This window comes from Paenibacillus sp. MDV22-iso6 (assembly GCF_058408365.1).
The window spans coordinates 232,689-252,075 of the sequence record NZ_JBZVDZ010000003.1; the positions used below are offsets into that span (position 1 = coordinate 232,689).

16 protein-coding genes are annotated in these 19,387 nt (G+C 51.5%); 12 read left to right on the forward strand and 4 right to left on the reverse strand.

Annotation, left to right across the window (positions count from 1 at the left end; all coding sequences use genetic code 11):
- Positions 1 to 18: 18 nt before the first annotated feature.
- The 7 genes from AC4PM4_RS10355 (at position 19) to AC4PM4_RS10385 (ending at position 7,261) form a co-directional block, all read left to right on the forward strand.
- Positions 19 to 657: a winged helix-turn-helix transcriptional regulator gene (locus AC4PM4_RS10355; protein WP_063567614.1), complete on the forward strand. Its 639-nt coding sequence runs from the start codon at positions 19 to 21 to the stop codon at positions 655 to 657.
- An 83-nt stretch (positions 658 to 740) separates the two neighbouring features.
- Positions 741 to 1,319 (forward strand): Rpn family recombination-promoting nuclease/putative transposase, encoded by a 579-nt coding sequence (locus AC4PM4_RS10360; protein WP_491613543.1) that lies wholly within the window; start codon positions 741 to 743, stop codon positions 1,317 to 1,319.
- Positions 1,320 to 1,672: 353 nt separating this feature from the next.
- On the forward strand, positions 1,673 to 2,722 hold the full coding sequence (locus AC4PM4_RS10365) for an ABC transporter substrate-binding protein (RefSeq protein ID WP_491613544.1): 1,050 nt from the start codon (positions 1,673 to 1,675) through the stop codon (positions 2,720 to 2,722).
- A 150-nt stretch (positions 2,723 to 2,872) separates the two neighbouring features.
- Positions 2,873 to 3,733: an ABC transporter permease gene (locus tag AC4PM4_RS10370; protein WP_064642035.1), complete on the forward strand. Its 861-nt coding sequence runs from the start codon at positions 2,873 to 2,875 to the stop codon at positions 3,731 to 3,733.
- 2 nt (positions 3,734 to 3,735) lie between these two features.
- Entirely contained in the window at positions 3,736 to 4,530 is a 795-nt protein-coding gene (locus AC4PM4_RS10375; RefSeq protein ID WP_063567603.1) for an ABC transporter ATP-binding protein, read from the forward strand.
- A gap of 140 nt (positions 4,531 to 4,670) precedes the next feature.
- Positions 4,671 to 5,849 (forward strand): winged helix-turn-helix domain-containing protein, encoded by a 1,179-nt coding sequence (locus AC4PM4_RS10380; protein WP_491613545.1) that lies wholly within the window; start codon positions 4,671 to 4,673, stop codon positions 5,847 to 5,849.
- Positions 5,850 to 5,920: 71 nt separating this feature from the next.
- Complete coding sequence (locus AC4PM4_RS10385; protein WP_099857990.1) at positions 5,921 to 7,261, forward strand: MFS transporter; 1,341 nt, start codon at positions 5,921 to 5,923, stop codon at positions 7,259 to 7,261.
- Between the two features lie 94 nt (positions 7,262 to 7,355).
- On the opposite strand, the gene AC4PM4_RS10390 is transcribed toward AC4PM4_RS10385, so the two are convergent.
- Both AC4PM4_RS10390 and AC4PM4_RS10395 read right to left on the reverse strand, forming a co-directional pair.
- Positions 7,356 to 7,937: a hypothetical protein gene (locus AC4PM4_RS10390; RefSeq protein ID WP_491613546.1), complete on the reverse strand. Its 582-nt coding sequence runs from the start codon at positions 7,935 to 7,937 to the stop codon at positions 7,356 to 7,358.
- A gap of 28 nt (positions 7,938 to 7,965) precedes the next feature.
- On the reverse strand, positions 7,966 to 8,499 hold the full coding sequence (locus AC4PM4_RS10395; RefSeq protein ID WP_076287407.1) for a hypothetical protein: 534 nt from the start codon (positions 8,497 to 8,499) through the stop codon (positions 7,966 to 7,968).
- Positions 8,500 to 8,732: 233 nt separating this feature from the next.
- Here AC4PM4_RS10395 and AC4PM4_RS10400 point away from each other — a divergent pair, with 233 nt between their 5' ends.
- The 5 genes from AC4PM4_RS10400 (at position 8,733) to AC4PM4_RS10420 (ending at position 17,200) form a co-directional block, all read left to right on the forward strand.
- Positions 8,733 to 9,230, forward strand: coding sequence for a DUF6385 domain-containing protein (locus tag AC4PM4_RS10400; RefSeq protein ID WP_491613547.1), 498 nt, complete (start codon positions 8,733 to 8,735; stop codon positions 9,228 to 9,230).
- Between the two features lie 48 nt (positions 9,231 to 9,278).
- Positions 9,279 to 10,826 carry a DUF6385 domain-containing protein gene (locus tag AC4PM4_RS10405; protein ID WP_244552129.1) on the forward strand — a complete coding sequence of 516 codons (1,548 nt, stop codon included), beginning with the start codon at positions 9,279 to 9,281 and terminating at the stop codon, positions 10,824 to 10,826.
- Positions 10,827 to 10,905: 79 nt separating this feature from the next.
- A complete protein-coding gene (locus tag AC4PM4_RS10410) occupies positions 10,906 to 13,278 on the forward strand; it encodes a glycosyltransferase (RefSeq protein WP_491613548.1) in 2,373 nt (790 codons plus the stop codon).
- Positions 13,235 to 15,139 carry a tetratricopeptide repeat-containing glycosyltransferase family 2 protein gene (locus AC4PM4_RS10415; RefSeq protein WP_491613549.1) on the forward strand — a complete coding sequence of 635 codons (1,905 nt, stop codon included), beginning with the start codon at positions 13,235 to 13,237 and terminating at the stop codon, positions 15,137 to 15,139. Before AC4PM4_RS10410 ends, AC4PM4_RS10415 begins: the two co-directional genes overlap by 44 nt.
- 51 nt (positions 15,140 to 15,190) lie before the next feature.
- Entirely contained in the window at positions 15,191 to 17,200 is a 2,010-nt protein-coding gene (locus tag AC4PM4_RS10420; RefSeq protein WP_491613550.1) for a tetratricopeptide repeat-containing glycosyltransferase family 2 protein, read from the forward strand.
- An 84-nt stretch (positions 17,201 to 17,284) separates the two neighbouring features.
- Here the strand turns inward: AC4PM4_RS10420 and AC4PM4_RS10425 are convergent, their stop codons facing one another.
- Positions 17,285 to 17,956 (reverse strand): class I SAM-dependent methyltransferase, encoded by a 672-nt coding sequence (locus tag AC4PM4_RS10425; RefSeq protein WP_491613551.1) that lies wholly within the window; start codon positions 17,954 to 17,956, stop codon positions 17,285 to 17,287.
- The gene (locus tag AC4PM4_RS10430; protein WP_491613552.1) at positions 17,953 to 19,386 is read right to left on the reverse strand and encodes a glycosyltransferase family 4 protein; all 1,434 of its coding nucleotides are present in this window, start codon (positions 19,384 to 19,386) and stop codon (positions 17,953 to 17,955) included. Before AC4PM4_RS10430 ends, AC4PM4_RS10425 begins: the two co-directional genes overlap by 4 nt.
- Position 19,387 lies beyond the last annotated feature (1 nt).

The window sequence follows — 19,387 nt, forward strand, 5'->3', positions numbered from 1 at the left end:
GGAGAGCAGGTGCTGATCGTGAAGCGCGAAGAGGAACGAACGACGCGTGAACGGATTTTGTTCATGCTGAAGCAGCAAGGCACAATGACCGCAAGGGAAATGACAGCTGAGCTTGGTCTGACCGGCATGGCGATTCGCCGTCACCTCACGGCACTGGAGCAGGAGGGTTGGATTGAGGTTCGGGAAGCCAGAGCTACAGCTGGACGTCCCTCCGCGGTGTACCATCTGACGGTGCGCGGGGATAGCTTTTTCCCAAAATCATATTCATCACTGACCCTGGAACTGCTGGAGGAACTGTCGGATTCAGCGGGCAGCGGTGTCGTGGATGCATTGTTCGAGAGCCGCCGGGACAAGCTGCTTCGCAGCGGACAGCCACAGATGCAAGGTCAGGATCTGGCCGGACGTGTCGAGGAACTCGCGCGCATTCAGAATGCAAACGGATATATGGCCGATGCCTCCAAGGAAGAGGATGGCACCTATGTGCTTACCGAGCTGAACTGCCCTATTGTGCAGGTAGCGAGTGTCTATAAACAGGCTTGCCGCTGTGAACTGGAACTGTTCCGTTCATTGCTGCAGGCTGATGTGGAGCGCACCGAATGTTATGCGGATGGCGGCAAAAAATGCACGTACCAGATTCGCGAAGCGGCTGGGAATTAGCATGTATAGAGATTGTTTCGATCACTCGGAACAGTCTCTTTTTTGTTTGGAAAATGACGTAAAAACGTTATATTAAGTATTAGATGCGTGTTATTATTAAATTTACATCCAGCTCAAAAAAATGCGTAGCGATTAACATTGTTAATTTCAATATGCTCGCTAATGATCATTATCACAACGTATTTCATTTAAGAGAAGATCATACAGATATATCCCTGACAGATGAAATTTCGAAGTTAAAAGACAACAACATTATGATGAATGATGGATTAGTGCGATGGCTATTATTTTTAAAGGGGATAACCAAGTCTAGCTGGGAGGAGTTATTGATGCACGAACCGGAACCGGCGTTGAAAAAAGCCATGAGTGTATTGGAGTTTCTGAGCCAGGATGAGCAAGCACGTCAACAATATATCGACCGTCAGAAATTTCTATGGGATGAAGTTTCCATGATTGAGGGCGCACGAGAAGAAGGTCTCAAGAAAGGCTTGGAGGAAGGCATCCAAAAAGGAATCGAAGAAGGCATCAAAGAAGGAGAAGCAGAGAGTAAACGTAAAATCGCAATCAATATGCTCGCTTTGGGGCTTGATCAAGATACCATTATCAAAGCTACCGGGCTAACATTATCTGAACTAGAAGAATTGAAAAAAGAAAAAGAATGATGTGTATTTTCTCTTCACCCAGTTGTATATCCTTTCTTAGCAGAGGCCTTATTTCAAAATTGCAGAGGCCTTTTTTTGTTTTATGTAATGTTTTCTCTCACGTATCTGCAATGAATGCAAATTGGAAGCGGTTCAACCATTGACGGGAAACAGGTCGCACCTTAATATTAGGGAAACAATAAAATACCAACACGAGTCATGGACTTCAGTCGCATGAGAAAAGTCTATATTTGTCTGCTTTTGTCGATCAAAGCAACAATGCGTTGAAGCGTTCGTTTTGTCCCGCCCTATCGTGTCACTTGGATAACGATGAGGGCATCAACATTTTAGAAGATGGAGAGGGGTTCTCACACATGAAAAAGAAATGGTTAATGTCTCTGATGATGGTTGCATCTATGGTTGTAGCGGCTGGTTGCGGAAATAACAGCGGCGGTAGCATAACGACCGAGGGATCGGGCAGCACAACAGGTGAAGGTACGGCAGAAAAATCGTATCGCATCGCGATCTCGCAAATTGTCGAACATCCATCGTTGGATGCCACACGTGAAGGATTTATTGCAGCGCTGAAGGATGCTGGTCTTGAAGAAGACAAGAATCTGACGATTGACTACAATAACGCGCAAGGCGATTCAACGAACAACCTGTCCATTGCCCAGAAAATTGCCGGGGATTCCAAAAATGATTTGGTCCTAGGGATTGCAACACCATCCGCACTGGCACTGGCTCAACAAGTAAAGGACAAGCCACTGCTGTTCGCAGCGGTGACAGACCCGCTGGGTGCCAAACTGGTGAGTGACATGGACAAGCCAGGTGGTAACGTAACAGGTGCATCGGATACGAACCCGGAGGCGATTGTACAATTGGCTGATTTTATCGCCAAATATTTGCCGGATGTAAAGACGGTTGGTCTGGTTATTAACGAGGGCGAACCGAATGCGGTTGTGATGGCGAACAATGCGGAAAAAGCGCTCGCAACACATAATATCAAGCTGGTCAAAGCACCAGTTACGAACACTTCCGAAGTAAAACAGGCGACCGATTCTCTGGTTGGCAAAGTGGATGCCTTCTATATCACGCTGGATAACTCGGTAGTTAGCGCAGTGGATACAATCATCCAGACCGCGAATAAAAATAAAATTCCGTTCTTCTCCAGTGACCGGGATACCGTGGAAAAAGGGGCTTTCGCAACCGTTGGCTTCAAATACTATGATCACGGATACCAAGTGGGTGAAATGGCTGCGGACATTCTGAAAAGTGGATCGAAACCAGGCGACTTGAAAGTCACTGTGCCGGACAAGCTGGATCTGATTCTGAACCTGAAAGCGGCTGAAGCTCAAGGTATCACTGTTTCCGATGAGATGAAGGCAGAAGTGAAGGACCAGGATAACAACATTATTCAATAATCTGACCGGAGATCCTCCGGCAGTACGGATGCGAGGCGGACGTGCAGGCGGGTTCGCCTCATTCTTTTCGATAGACAGGGAGGAAGCAATGTGAATTTGACTTGGGGTTCAATTGAAGGGGCAATCGAGCTTGGATTGTTGTATGCACTGATGGCATTGGGTGTATATATTACATTCCGCATACTGGACTTCCCCGATCTCACCGTAGACGGAAGTTTTACAACTGGAGGCGCAATCGCGGCGGTCATGATATCCAACGACTTCTCTCCTTGGCTCGCTTGCTTGGCAGCAATGGCTGGAGGAATGGTGGCTGGCGCTTGTACAGGTCTGCTGCATACCAAAGGCAAAATTAACGGGCTGTTATCCGGTATTCTGATGATGATTGCCTTGTATTCGATTAATATGCGTATTCTCGGCGCACCAAACAAATCCATTATGGGCATGGACAACCCTTTTTCGGGTGAGCATGTCATGATCATCATAATCGTGGTGGTGCTGGTATTCAAAATCATGCTGGATCTGTTTATGAAAACAGATATCGGACTGGCACTGCGCGCCACAGGTGACAACAAACGCATGATTCGCAGCTTCGGTGCGAATACGGATGTGACCACCATTGTTGGTGTCAGTCTGTCCAACGGACTTGTTGCGCTGTCTGGAGCATTTATTGCACAGCAATCCGGTTTTGCAGATATTACGATGGGAATTGGGATGATCGTTATCGGACTGGCCTCCGTTATTATCGGGGAAGCCATTCTGGGTGCAAGAACCGTATTCTGGGCCACACTTGCGGCCGTTGTCGGTTCAATTATTTACCGGATTGTGGTCGCGATCGCACTCCAGGTCGAATGGTTTGATACATCGGATCTGAAGCTGATCACCGCTGTGATCGTTATTATCGCACTTGTTTTCCCAACCATGCAGCGCTCCATGAAGCAGAAAAGCCTGGCTCGCAAACGAACCGAAGAGCTTATGGGCTCGTCGAGCCAACAGGCGAAGGGAGGCATGTGATTATGCTTGAGATTACACAAGTGACCAAACTGTTTAATCCGGGAACGACCGACGAGAAGACTGCGCTGGTTGGCGTAAACCTGACGATGAACCCGGGAGACTTCGTGACCGTGATTGGCAGTAATGGCGCGGGAAAATCAACGTTGATGAACATTATCTCAGGCGTCATGAAGCCCGATATGGGCGATGTGCTGATCAATGATCGTTCCATCAAAAGCCTGCCCGAGCATAAACGCAGCAGTTGGATTGGCCGTGTGTTTCAGGACCCGATGGCGGGTACAGCACCGCATATGTCCATTGAGGAGAATATGGCGATGGCGTACAAACGTGGCAAGGGCCGTGGACTGGGCTTTGGAGTGACCCGTGCAAGACGGGAGATTTTCAACGCCCAGTTGGAGAAACTCGGCATTGGACTCGACAAACGCCCCAATGCCAAAGTGGGCCTTCTGTCTGGCGGTGAACGCCAGGCGCTCAGCCTGCTCATGGCAACATTCACCCAGCCACAAATTTTGCTGCTGGACGAGCATACGGCTGCGCTTGATCCTTCTCGTGCGGAGCTGATCACAGAGCTGACAGAGACGCTTGTACGTGAGATGAGACTTACAACGTTGATGGTCACACACAATATGGAGCAGGCCATACGTTTGGGCAATCGTCTAATTATGATGGACAAAGGCCGAATTATTTTGGACGTTAGTGAAGAGCGTAAGCGCACGCTGACCGTACCTGAGTTATTGGGCGAGTTTGAACGTATCAGCGGTAAAAAAATGGCCGACGATCGCGTGGTGCTGGGTTAAATCCAGGGAGCACCTTGCGATTACCGAAGAGAGCCAGTACATCTCATTACAAAAACCTTTTGCGTTCTCGCAAAGGGTTTTTGTGGTATGTTGAACAGAATAAGGATCACAAGTAGTAAGCATACATAGGAGGGCCGAGCATGTCGTTACAATTCGATGAAGGAACATACAGCGTAACCCGGCGTACCGATTCCATTCGCCTGCTGGCGAAGGAATATGCGCTGCTGCATTTTTTGTATGAGAACAAGGAAAAAGCTTTTACTCGCAGCCAACTGCTGGACCGGGTATGGCCCCTGGAATATCCGGTTGAACGCACCGTGGACGACCATGTGTATCGACTGCGCAAGAAACTGAAACTTTGGGAAGAAATTGCACTGGAGACCGTGCGTGGTTATGGTTACCGGCTTATCATCCGATCGAATATGGCGATATTGCCCTCTAACCCTTCCGCCCAAGATCAGGAGATGCGAGAAGTGATTCATGGATTGTTCCGCAAATATCATCTGTATGGGCAGGGCAAGTCGATGCTCACGCTGCTGGATCAGCAAGAAGCGCTGGGCATTGAGATTGATCCATTTTATCAGTTGTATATCCACTTTATTCAGGGAGATCTGGAATGGCTGATTACAACAACGGAAATTCCCTTCGAGGAACGTTTGTATTGGCTGCTCATTTTTACACATACCCTGATTGAACCATCGGAGAGTTTGCTATTGTACGAAAAGGCTCTGAATTCATCCGCTTTGTCTGCCGATCAGCTTCGTGAACTGCGTATTCTGAACATTGTTGAAGTCTACGCAGAGGTGGGCCAGTATGAGCAAGCCAAAGCTCGACTCATTGAAACGTATCATGTGATGGAGCAAGATGAACTGGTCCATTTCAAACTTCCGGTAAAGCTCTCAGCGTTGTATGTGGAACTGTGGGGTGGCAGCGGCGAAGCGGTAGAGGGTCGGATGGCTGCTCTACGTTCTGGGTTAAAAGATGCGCCATACTTGCGGGAAATCGGACGTTTTCAAGTAATGGAGGGCCTATGGCTGCTTAGACAAGGGAGAATCCGAGAGGCAGAGCCGAGAATGGACGATGGTCTGGACGTATTGAAAATGACATTGAATGCACCGCTATATCTCAATTCGGCATACCAGATATTGTTGTTCATGGCACATCACCGGATAGAGGGGCGTCTTCGCACTAAATACCTTCAAATTCATGCGGATATCTCCAAAAGTTACGGCGTACCTGTTTATGGACAGCAAATTGTGGATGAAATCCGCACATTTTTATCCCCGTTTGCTCCATCCTCTGATCTTCCTCTGATATAACTCCCTTATGATTACAGCCAGGAACATACAAGCCAGCAACAAGGCTGTAATCAGGGGAGGAAGTATAACGTATGACCGTCGTTTCAAATGAACCCAATCCATCATCCATTTCGTCCAATAGCGGTTCCAAAAGCCTATGGACCAACTTCCGCTTCATGCGAATGTTTATTGCGTATTCGCTTGCAACCTTTGGAGATTGGTTTGACGCGCTCGCCATCCAGATCATGGTCGCTTATCGTTGGGGTGCTGATCCGCTGATCATTGCCCTTATTCCGGTATGTATGGCTGTTCCGGGTATCGTACTTGGCTCAGTGGCAGGTGCACTCGCTGATCGTTTGCACAAGGTGAAAATCATGATGATATGTGATGTGATCACCGTTGTATTAACGGTTGCAATTCTGTTCGCACCAAGTGCGGCTTGGCTGCTACCGCTTCTTGCTTTACGAGCGCTAATGGGAGTATTCCATGTTCCTGCGCAGCAGGCACTCACCCGCCAAGTAGTAGCAGAGGAGCATTTGTTCCAGGCATCGTCATTGAACGGTTTTGTGAACCAATGCTCCAAAGTAGCGGGACCGCTGCTGGGTGCAGTCATTGTGGCCGTATTTTCACCGCAAGTCTGTATTTTAATCAATGCTTGTACACGTCTGTTGTCCGGAGCCGTATTATGGCCTTTACGGCGTCTAACAGAGAATCCAGAATCGTCTTCATCGGACGGGAGTCCTTTGGAAACGGGGGAGACCACGGAATCTTTATTCAGCCAATGGCAGAAAGGTTGGCGTTTTATTCAGAGCAGCCGCATCCTTCTGAGTACGATGCTGTTTGGTTGCTTTGGATTAATGGCGATCCTCATGATCGATTACCAGTTTACGACGCTGTTTCGGGAGATCAAGCCTGGCAACGAAGCCCTGATTGGCTGGCTGGGATCATCCGCTGGGGCAGGTGCGGTTGTGATCATTCTCCTGTTGAATCGCCTTCCGCGAATTGGTTATGGCTGGGGGCTGGGTGGAGGATATTTGCTGATTGGTGCGGGAATTGCTGCGCTTGGTTGGGTTAGTTCTCAAACGTCCGAGTTCTGGATCATCATCTGGGGCTTATGCATCGGAGTGGGCAATGGTCTGTTCATGGTGACGTTGAATTACTTGCTACAAAAAGAAACTCCGCCTGCCTATGTAGGCCGTGTATTCGGTATTCAAAACTCACTTTCCAGTGTCGTGCTGGTCGTTGCTCCACTTGCTGGCGGCGCCTTGATTCGGAGTGTAGGACCCAGTCCCACATTTCAATATATCGGCATGGCGACACTGGCCATTGGTTTGGCAGGCATGCTGCTGCAACGAATCTTATGGGTGGGGAAACAAGCGCATCCGGTAGAGTCGACTGGAGAACTTGGACAGAAGTCAGTCAGACAGCCATAATTGCCATTGTTACGGTAAAAAGAAGATCGAACGATGAACAGCCGCTACGGTTACTTATCCGTAAGCGGCTATTTCTATTTAATAGGGCAGTACATCATGCTTCCCACCAAGAGAAATAGGAAGTGGAGGCCATCAGCCCACCAACAGACAGGGATCCGCTCACCGACAGGTTAATGGACTGACCGGGAGGAACCACGTAACGTCCTAACTCGTTGGATAGAAAGGGCCCTACCTGCAAGGGCATAGCCAATAAGGTTGTGGTACCCGTGGGAGCGGCAGCGGAGAATCGTACCGTTGCAATGCTCGTATTACTGCTTGATAAATTATTGTTTACCGGTATGAGTGTGCTCGGTGATGTCAATGTTCCATTTGCAGACAGAGTCATGGTACCACTGAAGGAAGAAAGCAAGTTGAGCGCGACCGTGATTCCACCGGAAAGCCGTGATATATACACATTTTTACCGCTCCCGACTGGGTTGGTCAGTTGGACAGTAGCAATAACACTGCCCCCCAGCAATCCTAGTGTTGTGGAGTTGGTTGAGCCTGCATTGTACAGATTGCCAGTACTACCTGCATTATTCTCAGGTGGAGCCACAATGCCGGGAGAAGTAAACGTATTCGTAATGGACGTATAAACGGGACGGTTTAGCGGGTTGAACACGTGATCATTCGGCATTGTGCACACTCCTTTTCTAAATGATATGTCAGAATTCCCACCAGGAAAGATTAATGGAGGCGGTTTGGGAACCCGTTCCCGCACTGATGGATAGTGTCTGCCCTGGAGGGACGATGATAGAACCGTTCAGGTTTAACATATACATGCCCGCTGTAAGAGGAATGCTTAACAAGCTTGTTAATGTTCCCGTTAATGAGCCGGTATTTTGCCTTGTTGTCATCACACTCGTATTGGTATTGCCCAACAATGTATTGACTGGCGCAGGTGTGGTACCACCTGTAATGGTTCCGCCGGAATAGACAATGAGTGTAGCAGCTGCGGTTGTACCTCCGCTGATCCTAGAGACGTACAAGGTACGCCCACTGCCCGCTGCATTAACGACCTGCAGCAACAGATTTAGTCCAGCACCTACACTGACATTATTGGTAGTCAGTGCAAATGAACTGCCTGCGGCTGCCGCACCGCCCTCTGGAGTGGACTCAATGCCGGGGGCAGAGAATGTATTAGTTAGTTGAGTATATAAGGGGCCGTTGGATTGATTAAATACATTGGAATTGGTCATATAATCCACCTCCAATCTGCTTGAATAAGTAATCAAAGCGATTTTTTTGGAATGAGCTGTTTCTATGAAAGTTTGAAAGAGAGCCGTGAAGAGGTTGTACTTGCAGTGTATGTGGGAAACAAGGGAAGGGTTTGGGATATGCATAGTAAATCCTCAAATAACGGCGCATGCCGTGCCCGTATTTTACATGCAGGCATACGATGCGGAAGCACATTTTTTAAGGGGAAATCGATATGAGTCGAACAGCGAAGCGTAGCAAGAAGAAAACGAACCAAACAACTAAATATGTCAGCCGCCGCCAATCCCGTCGTTCCTGCCGCGCTAAATTGCTGAAACCTCCTTGTTCCCGGATTACTCGTCCCCGGTTCAAGCAGGGTACTTCCTCACGTACGACACTCCCTGGTGCTACTCACTGTTTTACAGAGCATACGTATGTCGGAGCCGAGACAAACGGTAGTATGAATTCTCTTCCGGCTCAAGACACCTCATCGCTCAGCATGTACACATATGGCATTGTAAATCGGGGCGAACATCCGGCTCTTGTGCAGATTCAGATCAGCCCTAATGCCAGGGACTATGCTGTGGACAGCCAGGAAGTGATTGCCGGAGGGCAGACCAAAGCGCTTGTGCCGCTGCGATTCCTGCGTTATACCCGGCTGGTTATCCAATCGGTTGAACCGGATCAGCCGACCCGGCTCGATGTTTATTTTCAGGCACAGCGTATGCCGTAAGAACGTGGAATTCTACAACCGATTTGACCAGGGAGGAGGACGAGGCATATGCCTAACTTTACAACGTTTAACACGAATCCGGATAATCTGAGAACTCTGATTTTTGGTCATGATAGTACAGGCGCAGCCCAGCCGGTTCACACCGATACAAGCGGGAACGTACTCGGAATTATTTTGGATGGTACGATCAGTAATATCTCAGGTCTGACTACCGTTACGATTAATGCCGGAACTATCACAAATATTCTTAACGGAACGATTACCAGCGTCCTCGGAGCAACGATCACGGCGGGTACAATTAACAGCGTGCTTGGCGCAACCATCACAGCCGGAACATTAACAAACCTGCTGAATGGTACAATCACCAGTGTTTTGGGAGCCACCATTACTGCCGGAACGATCACAAGTGTGCTCGGGGCAACCGTGACGGCGGGGACATTAACAAACCTGCTCAATGGTACCATCACCAGCGTGCTTGGAGCTACAATCACCGCAGGAACACTGACGAACTTGCTGAACGGTACAATTACCAGTGTACTGGGAGCGACGATCACAGCCGGAACGATCACCAGCGTGCTTGGAGCCACAGTGACCGCGGGAACACTGACGAACTTGCTGAACGGTACAATTACCAGTGTACTCGGGGCGACGATCACAGCCGGAACGATTACCAGTGTACTGGGAGCCACCATTACGGCGGGTACAATCAATAGCGTGCTTGGAGCCACAGTGACCGCAGGGACGCTGACGAATTTGCTTAACGGTACAATCACGAGTGTACTCGGAGCGACGATCACGGCCGGAACGATTACCAGTGTGCTTGGAGCCACGGTGACGGCGGGGACGCTGACGAACTTGCTGAATGGTACAATCACAAGTGTACTCGGAGCGACAATCACAGCCGGAACGATCACCAGTGTACTGGGAGCAACAATCACGGCAGGTACAATCACCAGCGTGCTTGGAGCGACGATTACCGCAGGGACGCTGACCAATCTGTTGAACGGTACAATCACAAGTGTACTTGGAGCAACGATTACAGCCGGAACACTGACGAACTTGTTAAATGGTACCATCACTAGTGTACTTGGAGCTACCGTGACAGCGGGAACGTTAACGAATTTGCTGAACGGAACGATTACCAGTGTACTTGGTGCCACCATTACAGCCGGAACGTTGACCAATTTGTTGAATGGTACCATTACCAGCGTATTGGGAGCCACGATTACGGCAGGTACACTCAGCAGCGTGACGTCCATCTCGCAAAAAAGCTTTCAGGAATCACAGCTTCTCAGCACGCCAACGGCAAACACGTTTACACCGCTTCCGGCGGTCACGACGAGTGTATTCGGCACTTATTCTTTCTTTGTATATAACAGGGGGCCGGGGCTTAACCGGGTCGATGCCCGCGTGGAAATCAGTGCTAACGGTACCAACTGGTACGATGATGTGGACACGGTGACCGGGATTTTGCCAGGCTCGGTCGATGTTCTGGTGCCGCAGCGTTTTCTCAAATATACACGTCTTTCCTACCGCTCCAGTCTGCTGGGAGCATCCAGCACGATTGATGTGTTCTTCAATGGACAAGGCACATAACCCGGTTTGTTGTCATATAGGTACATGGAGTCCCTTTGGTGGGCTTCATGTACTTTTTTTGCATTGGAGGTGGCTGCATATGCAGAACAGGTTACTCGGAATTCATATGATTGTGCAAAATGAAGAACATCATCTGGCCCGCTGTCTCGACAGCTTCAAGCCGATGGGCAGCGAATGTTTCATTATAGATACCGGCTCAACAGACCATACACCGGAGATCGCCAGACATTATGGAGCAACGGTGCTTCACACCCGTTGGAAAGATGATTTTGCACATGCCAGAAATATAAGTTTGCCTCTCGCGAGCACGGAATGGATTCTGTGTCTGGACGCGGATGAGTATGTCATACAGGGATTGGAAGAGCTTTTGGATTATCTACCGAAGGTCCATAAGAGCGTTTCGAGACTGCGGATTACGATAGAGAACCGAATTGGCGAGGGAACGGGAGAGAGTGTCATCTTCCAACCTGTGCGTCTTTTTCGCGCTCATCAAGGATATCGGTATGCGGGGCGTATTCATGAGCAATTGGTTCGTGGCGGTACAAGGAATTGTGGAGAACAAGAAGCCGATGATCAGGACATAAACGACTCCTTTACCCGTGAGGAAGACGGGATTGCCGAGTATGAACCCTTGGCTCCACTGTGTTTGGTTCATGATGGTTATTTGCCGTCCACGATTGCTCTAGGACATAAACCCTTGCGTAATCTAAAGCTTTTGCAGCTGGAATTAGCTGATCGTCCGGGGCAACCTTTTCACCTCTATAATGTGGGGGTAACATACTGCCAGCTAGGGAATATCGAACAGGCAGCAGAAGCCTTTACTGAATCCTTTCTTCATACACCCCTGCAAGCTCCGTATCGCTCCACCCTGGTTCGGGACTATGCCAAGGTTCTTCTGGCAATGGGGCGCTATGACGAGGCTCATGGGTTATTGGCGGTAGAAAGACAGCGTTATGCAGGGTATGCCGACCTGCATCTGATATATGGAGAGATTTTGGAGCAACAGGGTCTGGAGGAGAGGGCCTACAAGTCTTATGCAAGAGCAACAGATTGCCGGGAGGGCTTCAATGGAGCTGATCTCAAGGACAATAACAAGGCAGAGATTCGAGGCGTACATCAGCAGGCAATTGAGCAAACAGATAAACCAGGAAGCGATGAATTATGTGAGGGCAAGTCCTCTGAAGATGTTCACAGAGAGCCAGCTCGAATGGAAAGATATTACGTAACGGATATAGGTTGCGATAGCTACAAGGCCTATACAGCCATGGGAAGGCTTGCACAGAAAAGAGGCTTTCTGCAGGAGTCTGCTCATCTGTACAGCCTGGCTCTGGGGAGCGAGATCACGTATGCTCCTGCATGGACAGGGTTAGCCGATGTATTGCAGCAATCGGGAGAGACGGATGAAAGCATAACTGAGACATTACTCGCACGCTGGAAAGAGTATTCAAAGAAAGAGCGCTCAAAGGAAGAGGATTCAGATCCGAGCGTAATAACATACGAGGATGATCTGGCGCATGTGGTTTATGCACTTGCTTCCAGTGGAGCATATGGGCAGGCATTGAACTTGCTAGATGGAGATGACCGAAATACGCCTATAAAACATGAAGATTATCTGTATTGGATGTTATGTGCCAACAGGGTATCAGAAGCCTTGCAGTACGTGCAGAATCAGTGGAGTGAGGAGGATATTGCGGGCATTAACTTCCAGCCTGAGCAACGATTGGACTTGGCATTGACCTATTGGACAAATGAATTATCTGTATCCGAATCATTTATGGTAGCAGCAGAACCTCAGGAGAGGGAAGGCTGGAAACTGCTGAATGACCTGCTGGATACGGGAAAACGCGTGCATGCCGAGGATGACAGAGATGGGAAAATAGTTCACCAGACGCTTCAGGCCGCAACGGAGCTGAGTAAGAACATATTGACACGGGCAGTGCAGATGGGGCAACTGGCGTTTGTTAGGAAGCTGTACGAGAAGATGGCTTCGACTAACCCTGAACACGACGAAAATGATGTTCATAGCCAATGGCTGGCCGCTGTTCTTTACCGCCAGGGATACACCATGGCTGCCGCAGATCTGCTCATTCAATGTATGTCACAAGGCGATTTGGATGCGGAAAGCCTCTTTTACCTTGGGGAAGCCGTGTATGCTAAAGGGCATTACAATCAGGCATTGATTCTTTTCCAGCAGGCATTGGAGAAGGATTCAGAACAGCGACAGGCGAGAGCTGGAGCTGCTGTCTGTTATATGAGGTTGGCGCTAGAGGTTATCAGACAGGAACGAACTCGCTCTCCCGCTGACAAAGTACTTATGGCACAACAGACTGTGCTGGATCAGCAGCTGCGCACCGTCGAAGGCATTCCGTGGCGTACGGTGTTCCATGCGAAGGAGAGGAGGAACCAGCTTGCCGACCAAGCACATTTCATTATGCATGATCGTGAAGGATGAAGAAGAACTGTTGCCTCATTGTCTTGAAAGTGTCCGCGGGGCGGTGGACGAGATCATTGTTGTGGATACCGGTTCGTCGGACCGAAGTGCTGCCATTGCCAGGGAATATGGGGCAGTAGTTGTGCCGTTTGTGTGGAGCGACGATTTTGCCGCGGCACGAAATGCTGGGCTGGAGCGGGCTTCGGGCGAATGGATTCTTTTTCTCGATGCGGACGAGGCGTTGGATGAGAATGCACGGGAGCAGATCAGAAGCTGGACGGCAGCCAGCGGATGTGACGGATTGTTTTTAAATATCCATAACTATACGGGTTCAGGTCAGCAGGGGGTGACGGTAAATCCGGTATTGCGCCTCTTCAGGAACGAGCCGGAGCATCGGTTTGAGGGTCGGATTCATGAGCAGATTGCGTTGGCAATCTGTCGGAAGAATCCACAGGCTGCTTTTCACGTGACAGACATGATCATTCACCATTACGGGTATCAGACAGCCATTGTGGAGCGCAAGGATAAGGTGAACCGGAATTTGCGTTTGCTTCAACAGGCGGTGGAGGAAGAGCCGAAGCAGCCGTTCCATCACTATAACCTGGGTGTCGAGTATCTGCGGATGGGAGAAACGGAACAGGCGCTGAAGACGTTTGGCGTAGCAAAAGCGGGAATTGATCCAACCCTGACAAGTTATGCACATCTGTTGTTCAAATATGAGATTCGCTGTTTCCAGCATTTGAGTCGCTGGCAGGAAGCATTGGATCATATCCATGCTGCTCTTGAACTCTTCCCAGAATACACGGACCTGCTGCATCATCGCGGAGTATGTGAGGAGGCGCTGGGGGAGACCGAAAAGGCAGAACTATCGCTGCGTGAAGCAGTTCGTATGGGACCGCCGCCACCCATATTTCATACAGAAGAAGGAATTGGAACCTATCAGACCTGGTATACCTTGGGTAGGCTGCTGGAGGGGCGGGCGGATCTTGAAGGTGCTGTGGATGCTTATGTGGAAGCAGTCCGTGCGAAATCGAGCCTGCTGCCGCCGTTGTACCGGATTTTTCGGATCATGCGGGTTTCGGGTCAAGAGCAACACTTGGTGGAGCTGATTAAGGAGCGATTTGCAATTACTTCAGAAGAGGCGATCCAGAAAGTATTGGGCATTCTGGAGCAGTGTCGTTGCTATGATACAGCTGTGAAGTTGTTGCCAGACATATCTTCAGACCTTTCCGGGGAGATGCGGGAGAGGTTATCCATGGCTGAGGCTTTGCTTCAGATTCAACAGGGAAAATGGAACAAGGCACGCCTTAAGCTGGACACGATACGGCGAAAAAAAGGAGAGCTTTCTGTACCGGCTACCCATTGGATAGAGCGACTAAACTGGATTGAAGGTAGACCAATAGAGGGGAAAGATCAACTGACTGCGTGGCTGTATCGTCATTCGCAACCGGGTACGGAGTCGGAGCGATATCAACAGACAGAACGAATCGGGAGTTCACAAGCCGTTGCCCAAAATGACGACTCAAACGTGGCTGCTGGGACAGCATATAATGGCTGGCAGGCAATTGGATTAATGATGGAAGGGTGTGTGCAATCCGGGAAATGGGATATGCTGCATGCGCTGGTTCAGCTTGGTCAGGGGCAGTTGGCAGAAGGAGTGTATCCATTGGTGGAAGGAGCCCGGCAGGAAGCGGGAGAACCCTTTTCCGGAGCCTCCGATTCACGTGTGGGAACCAGCTGGTTGGTGAAAGGGTTTGTCAGTGCTGCCGATCATCACTTGGAGGCATATGCTCAAGGGACAGAAGGACAGCGAGACCGTTGTTGGCCTGTGGTTCAACAGATTAGGCTGGATTTACCGGGGCCGGATGGTTTTGAGTTTTGAAGATTGAATGAAAGAGAGCAGAACCCCGTATAGGAAGGAGGGAGGATGAACATGCAGACAGGAATCAGCCTGTGCATGATTGTGAAGGATGAGGCCCGGTCGCTTCAGCGATGCTTGGATGCTATTCAGGATGTTGTGGATGAGATCATCATTGTGGATACGGGATCAACGGATGAGACGATCGATATTGCCCGTCGTTATGGGGCGGTTGTCATCAGTGCGGCATGGACCGGAGATTTTAGTGCTGCCCGCAACCTGTCTCTTGCTGCGGCCACTCATCCTTGGATTCTGGTACTGGATGCGGATGAAGTCTGGATGCAGACCGAGCACAATCTGACGAAGATGAAGCGGCTGCTGACCTCAAGTCAGGACGACGTATGGGGCTACTGGATACAGGTCACAAGTTTGCTCGGAATGTCAGGAGAAGAGCGTGTGACGGATGCGGTGTGTCGTTTATTTCGGAATGATCCCCGGATTGCTTTTCAAGGGATGATTCATGAAGAAGTGGCATCTTCGATTCTATCCTTCGCTCCGTGGGGTGTGGTCGATTCCGAGCTTGAGATTATTCATTATGGCTACCTGGAGCACGTTATTGTTGGCAAAAATAAACCCGAGCGCAATATGCGGCTGATTCGCTCCGCCCTCCATAAGTCGCCGGATCAACCGGAACTGTTATATGCCATGGCTGCCGAGTGGTTTCAGCAAGCGAGATACGATGAAGCGCTCAAGTTGTTACAACCTTTGCTGGCAAAGCTTACGCCGGAATGTGGCTATCATTCGGATCTGGTACTCAAAACGGCTTATGCCTGGCGGGAACGTAGCCGCCCAGAGAGAGCACTCGCTATCGTTGAGGAATGGAGGCCGCTGTATGCTGACTTCCCTGACTTGCTGGAGCTTGGTGCTGTGTTGGAGCTCGATCAAGGACGGGATGCTGCGGCGCTCGACTGGCTCAAGCAGGCCAAAGCAGCAGCTTCCACAGCCAGTCGATATACGTCCGTGTCCGGTGCCGGAACGTATCGCAGCCTGACTCTGGAAGGCATGGCCCATGAACGGCTGGGCTGCTGGCAGGAGGCAGCTAAGGCTTATACATCTGCGCTCGCCGTACAGCCCGGCAGCTTGCCAGCATGGCAGCGGCTGTTACTGCTGGCCGCAGCTAGCGGGCGGCCGAACGCCATCGCAAGCGCAGCCCAGCGGATCAGCCTGCCGCCTGCGGCCTGGCAGTCGCTGATCCCGGCCGCGTTGGATGCGCATCGGCCCGAATGGCTGCTGCGCCACGCGGCATCGCTGTCCGCCGCGCTGCGGGCGCAGCCCCTCGCCGCCGGGCTGGCGCTGGCCCAGCTCGGCGAGGACGCCGCTGCCCGTGCGGCTTTGCAGCCCTGGGCGACGCATGCGCAGCACGGGCCGGAGGCGGCGCTGGTGCTGTGGGCGCTCGGCCACAAGCAGCCCGGCGAGCCCTTCGCCAGTGCTGCTGCGGGCTCAGCGCGAGGCGCAGCCGCGTCGCCGCCAGCGCGGCGTAAGGCCCGCGAGCAGGCAGCCACGCCCGATGCAGCCCGCGCAGCCGATGCGCTGCTGCGGGGCGCTCCGGCCAGCTGCGCCGCGCCAGCGCCGCAGGCCGTGCACGCCGCGGCGCTGGCGCTCGCACGCGTAGGCGCCTGGGCCGCATGGCTGCGCCTGCTGCGGGCCCTGCCGCCCGGCCAGGCGCCGGCGCTGCTCGCGGCGCTTCCGCCTGCGGCCCGCTGCGGGCTGCTGCGCGCGCCCGCAAGCGTGCGTGAAGGGCTGCTTGCGCTGTTCGGCACGCCGCATGGCGCGCAGCAGCCCTTCACGCACGAAGTGCCCGCCATGGTACTGGCGGGCACGCTCGCTTTGCTCGCCGGGCGGCAGCGCACTGCGCGTGATTGGGCCAAATGGGCCCAAGTCACTGCACGGCAACCTGCCGCTTCCGGCAGCCCGACGACGACAATCCCGCCGGGCCTGCACACCCTGCTGCGCCTGACATCACCCGGCGCAGCATCCACCGAAGCATACGCTAACCAGTGCAGCATGCTGCTGGTTCATCTCTAACGCTTAGGCAATCCAAGGGTTTTAAGGATGTAGAGTTAATCTTAATCTATGCCCCTGATCCGTGATCCCGTTTATCCATCCCAATTACTCTTTACGAATAACAGCACGAAAACAACGGATTGCCGGGCCGTACATGTCAGACCAGATGGCATCCTCTGGTTCTTTCACGCTCAGCTTGCCTTCGATCGTCAGTCCGGTAACAGCCATAATCGTCTCCAGCAGGTCCGGACGCATCTCGGGCACATCAAACGTGGCTATCAACCGTCCGTCCGGCTTCAGCACCCTGGCGAATTCGCGAAAGGCGCGCAGCATCGTGCCTGTATCCAGATGCTCCAACACAGAGATGCAGAATAAGCTGTCAAACATCTCCGATTCATACGGAAGCTGAGCCAGATTGGCCTGCGCAAGATTTAGTCGGTCCAGGCTCGATTCCGGCAGGTCACGTGCGGCCTGTTCACCAAAATCAGAAGCGATATCCAGCCGGATCGCTTCTCTGGACAAAATGCGCTCATCCCAATCACAGGCATGAACTTCCCGGCAGTGCTCTGCCAGCCAGAATTTGAACGGATGGGATATACCACAGGCAGCGTCGAGTACGACGTCTTCCTGCCGCGCAAACAAGCGTGCCCATTCGTACTCGTACGGACGGCTCCACCACGCAGGATGCAGTGGAAAAACCAATGTATCCGTTTTGGGGTCACCCTCCCGAATGTATCTTGATTCCGTGAAATCCGTTGCATTTGGCGTATCCATCATCCCCGAATTCCCTCCTTTAATCCTGCTTCTGCCAAAAAAGATTCCAATACCGTACTCCACCTGCGCCGCCAGTGGGATATGTCGTAGGACAGCGCCGTCTCTCGGGCATAGATACCCAGCCGCTCCCGCTCGGCCCGATCCTGAACGAGGCGTACCAGCGCAGCGGTCAGCGCTTCTTCACCTGGAGGTACCAGCAGTCCGTTGAAGCCATCCTGAATCAGATCATTCAGACCGCCAACATTGGAAGCAACAACCGGAAGCCCACAGCTCATCGCCTCCAGACAAGCGTAGGATGTTCCTTCCGAGAAGACGGTCGGAATCACGGCGATATCTGCCTGATGGTAGGCCTCGCGAATATCCCGAAAATCATACGTGCGCTGTATAATTCGATCCGCATGAGGGTGCGTGCGATGCCAATACCGGAAGGATCGGCCCACCGTGCTGCCTTCAACCAGCTCTCCGGCAAATTCGACCTCTAGATCAGGAAAGGCACCGAGCAGTCGGTCAGCTGCCAGCATCATCGGAATAATGCCCCGTTCCATGCTGATGCGGCGTGGATATAAAATGCGTAGTGGACGGGAAGGGCTCACATGGATTGCAGTCGTTGTTTCATCCTCCTGCTCCTTCAAATGATTACCCGTTAGCACATTTGGCTGGTGACCAGCCATGCCCTGTCTGATATTTGGCGAGTCCAGTTCTTCAGCGATTACTGTCACCTCGGATCTGTCCGCCCGCACCATGCCGTTTCCATCGTTTCTTTCCCCCACGGATGACGGAGCATTCAACCCCGAGATGACAGCTTCACTATGATCTTCATGACTTGCAAGATCCTTCTTCCATGCTGCCAGCCATTCTTCTTCCTGTTCATGCTCGAATGTACGCCTTGGCGGAGCAGGCGTGAAGTAGGAGGTATCCACTGCATTGGGAATGAGCACAACCTGACCGGCATCGGCAAACGTACAAGCAGCACGGCAAAAGGTCTGAAAATGCGAATCGACCGACACGATGCGTACAAGTCCATCCAGTGCCAGCTGAATATGCTCCGCGACTTGCTGCTTGGTTTCGAGCGGCAGCGCGGGACGATCCCAGTTAATACCGTGGCAGATGCCGAGACTGCCCGGCTTGTAGGCAATGGGCTGCCACAGGCAGCTTGCATAGATCACAGGTCCTCGTGCTGCGGCAGCCATTCGGGCAAAAGCTTCGGGCACATCATTCATATCGTAGGCATATCCGTACACATCAATCTGTTCCGTACGGGTCTGAAAAGCTTCAAAATAGGACAGTTGATGAACCTCGGGGATGTGTCCCAATCCGCGGATTACACTGCATAAATCCAGGACGTAACGCTCCAGACCGCCCCCGAACACCCGGCTGAATTCCCGGTTATATCCATCGGTGAAGCTGTGTGTCAATATGCTGACCACGCCCATT

What these genes read in the sequence shown, in the direction of transcription:
- AC4PM4_RS10370 (WP_064642035.1), top strand. Translation starts at nt 2,873, where the DNA reads ATGGCATTGGGTGTATATATTACATTCCGCATACTGGACTTCCCCGAT.
- AC4PM4_RS10360 (WP_491613543.1), top strand. Translation starts at nt 741, where the DNA reads ATGCGTGTTATTATTAAATTTACATCCAGCTCAAAAAAATGCGTAGCG.
- AC4PM4_RS10405 (WP_244552129.1), top strand. Translation starts at nt 9,279, where the DNA reads ATGCCTAACTTTACAACGTTTAACACGAATCCGGATAATCTGAGAACT.
- AC4PM4_RS10365 (WP_491613544.1), top strand. Translation starts at nt 1,673, where the DNA reads ATGAAAAAGAAATGGTTAATGTCTCTGATGATGGTTGCATCTATGGTT.
- AC4PM4_RS10390 (WP_491613546.1), bottom strand. Translation starts at nt 7,937, where the DNA reads ATGCCGAATGATCACGTGTTCAACCCGCTAAACCGTCCCGTTTATACG.
- AC4PM4_RS10400 (WP_491613547.1), top strand. Translation starts at nt 8,733, where the DNA reads ATGAGTCGAACAGCGAAGCGTAGCAAGAAGAAAACGAACCAAACAACT.
- AC4PM4_RS10380 (WP_491613545.1), top strand. Translation starts at nt 4,671, where the DNA reads ATGTCGTTACAATTCGATGAAGGAACATACAGCGTAACCCGGCGTACC.
- AC4PM4_RS10385 (WP_099857990.1), top strand. Translation starts at nt 5,921, where the DNA reads ATGACCGTCGTTTCAAATGAACCCAATCCATCATCCATTTCGTCCAAT.
- AC4PM4_RS10430 (WP_491613552.1), bottom strand. Translation starts at nt 19,386, where the DNA reads ATGGGCGTGGTCAGCATATTGACACACAGCTTCACCGATGGATATAAC.
- AC4PM4_RS10375 (WP_063567603.1), top strand. Translation starts at nt 3,736, where the DNA reads ATGCTTGAGATTACACAAGTGACCAAACTGTTTAATCCGGGAACGACC.
- AC4PM4_RS10395 (WP_076287407.1), bottom strand. Translation starts at nt 8,499, where the DNA reads ATGACCAATTCCAATGTATTTAATCAATCCAACGGCCCCTTATATACT.
- AC4PM4_RS10410 (WP_491613548.1), top strand. Translation starts at nt 10,906, where the DNA reads ATGCAGAACAGGTTACTCGGAATTCATATGATTGTGCAAAATGAAGAA.
- AC4PM4_RS10420 (WP_491613550.1), top strand. Translation starts at nt 15,191, where the DNA reads ATGCAGACAGGAATCAGCCTGTGCATGATTGTGAAGGATGAGGCCCGG.
- AC4PM4_RS10425 (WP_491613551.1), bottom strand. Translation starts at nt 17,956, where the DNA reads ATGATGGATACGCCAAATGCAACGGATTTCACGGAATCAAGATACATT.